The 2,608-nt window shown below is 39.2% G+C and carries 2 protein-coding genes; both read left to right on the top strand.

From position 1 onward, the window contains the following. On the top strand, positions 1–1,124 hold a 1,124-nt coding region (locus ABIQ28_RS10890), incomplete at its 5' end, for a M28 family metallopeptidase (protein ID WP_348037178.1). A 3-nt stretch (positions 1,125–1,127) separates the two neighbouring features. Further along, a partial coding sequence (locus ABIQ28_RS10885) for a M1 family metallopeptidase (RefSeq protein WP_348037176.1) occupies positions 1,128–2,608 on the top strand: 1,481 nt, incomplete at its 3' end.

The following is a 2,608-nucleotide window of genomic DNA, read 5'->3' as shown; positions in this document are numbered from 1 at the left end:
AAGAATTCGAAACTATTTCAAAGAACTGCAATAACTGTCTGAATGTGTTTTATCAAAAGGATTTTGTGACCAAAGACCCTAAAAAGCGTGTGCCACATGATGGTTGGATTGTGAATGTGGTGGCCATACAGAAAGGCACAAAATATCCCAACCGCTACATTATTATGAGTGGCGATATTGATACACGTGCCAGTGATGTCATGGATTTCACAATAGATGCGCCCGGTGCAAACGATAATGGATCTGGAATGGCAGGCGCTATTGAAGCCGCTCGTGTGCTCTCAAAATATAAATTTGAAAGCAGTATTATTTATGTAGGGCTTTCGGGCGAAGAACAAGGTCTTTTTGGTGGCGCCGGATTGCCAGCTTATGCTAAAGAGAAAGGTTGGGATGTTATCGGTGTTTTTAATAATGATATGATTGGCAATATTGAAGGGGTTGATGGTGTGATTGACAACCGTGCATTTCGAATATTTTCTGAACCCGTTCCTCCTACCGAAACTGATAAAGAACGAGAAATGCGCCGTTTTTATGGTGGCGAAGTCGATGGCATTTCACGTCAATTGGCACGTTATGTCCATAAAACCACTCAAACCTATATGCCTGAAATGAATCCAATGATGGTATATCGATTGGATCGCTTTGGTCGTGGCGGCCATCATCGACCGTTTAACGATTTAGGTTTTGCTGGTATACGAATTATGGAAGCACATGAAAATTACACCCAACAGCATCAAGATATCCGTTTAGAAAATGGCATTCATTACGGCGATACGTTTGAACATGTCAACTTTCCTTATGCGGCAAAACTAACTGCGGTCAATGCTATTAATATGGCAAGCTTGGCGTCCTCTCCTCCTCCACCGAAAACCGTTGCCATTGGTGGGATTGTTGAAGCATCTGCAAAACTGAAATGGGATAAAGCTGAAGGTGCCAAAGGCTATAAAATTTATTGGAGAGATACGACGTCGCCTACTTGGGACCATTCCAGATATGTTGGAGATATTACTGAATTTACACTTAATGGTATTGTTATTGACAATTCCTATTTTGGAGTCGCATCTGTTGGAAAAGATGGTTATGAAAGTGTGGTCGTTTTCCCGAATTCAATTTTAAGAAATTAAACAATGCTCAAATATTTTTATATCCTTTTAGCTTTAGTCGCAGTTAATACAATAAACGCTCAAGATAAAATATTTACCAAACAAGATACCTTAAGAGGTTCCATCACCCCAGAACGCGCTTGGTGGGATTTGACCTATTACCATTTAGATATAACCGTGGATCCGGCTACAAAATCCATCAAAGGGAAAAACACCGTTCAATATAAAGTTTTAGAACCTTATGCGGTACTTCAAATTGACTTACAAGCACCTTTAATTATTACAAAAGTGATACAAAACGGAGACGTTTTAAATGTCAAAAACGAAGGTAACGCGCATTTTATCAGCTTAAAAAGCGATCAAGAAAAAGGAAGCATCCAAAGTTTAGATGTCTATTATGAAGGCCAACCTCAAGAAGCCGTAAACGCTCCGTGGGATGGTGGATTTTCTTGGAAAAAAGATAGCAATGGTAACGATTTTATCGCTACCTCATGCCAAGGATTAGGTGCCAGCGTGTGGTGGCCCAACAAAGACCATATGTATGACGAAGTGGATAGCATGTTGATTAGTGTCACTATTCCAAAGGCGTTGATGGAAGTTTCCAACGGCCAGTTCCGCAGCGTTGAAGAGCATAAAAATGGCACAAAAACTTACAATTGGTTTGTCAACAATCCAATCAATAATTACGGGGTTAATGTGAATATTGGGGATTATGTTCATTATTCTGAAGACTATCAAGGGGAAAAAGGCCTCTTGAAAATGGATTATTATGTTTTAAAAGACAATCTTGAAAAAGCCAAGACCCATTTTAAAGATGCGCCAAGAATGATGGAGGCTTTTGAACATTGGTTTGGTCCCTATCCATTTTATGAAGATGGTTATAAGTTGGTAGAAGTTCCTTATTTAGGAATGGAGCACCAAAGTTCCGTCACTTATGGCAATCAGTATAAAAACGGCTATTTAGGAAGGGATGTTTCCGGTTCGGGATGGGGCTTAAAATTTGATTTTATTATCATTCACGAATCTGCTCACGAATGGTTTGCCAATAATATCACGTATAAAGATATTGCCGATATGTGGGTTCATGAAAGTTTCACATCTTATGCTGAAAGTTTGTTTGTAGAATATTTCTACGGTAAAAAAGCGTCCGCAGAATATGTTATCGGCATCCGAAAAAACATTCAAAACGATAAGCCGATCATTGGGACTTATGATGTCAATCAAAGTGGATCCGTAGACATGTATTACAAAGGCGCGAATATGCTGCACACCTTAAGACAGTGGATTAATGACGATGGTAAATGGCGAGATATATTACGAGGTTTGAACGAAACATTCTACCATCAAACCGTGACCACCAAGCAAATTGAAGACTATTTCTCAAAAACCTCAGGACTTGATTTGAAGGCCTTTTTTAATCAATACCTCAGGTATTCCAACATTCCAACTTTGGAATATAGTATAAAAGATAAACAATTGAAATACCGATGGGTTGATACCGTCCC

The organism is Gelidibacter sp., assembly GCF_039916245.1.
Classification (GTDB): Bacteria; Bacteroidota; Bacteroidia; order Flavobacteriales; family Flavobacteriaceae; genus Gelidibacter.
This window is presented reverse-complemented; position numbering and strand designations above follow the sequence as displayed.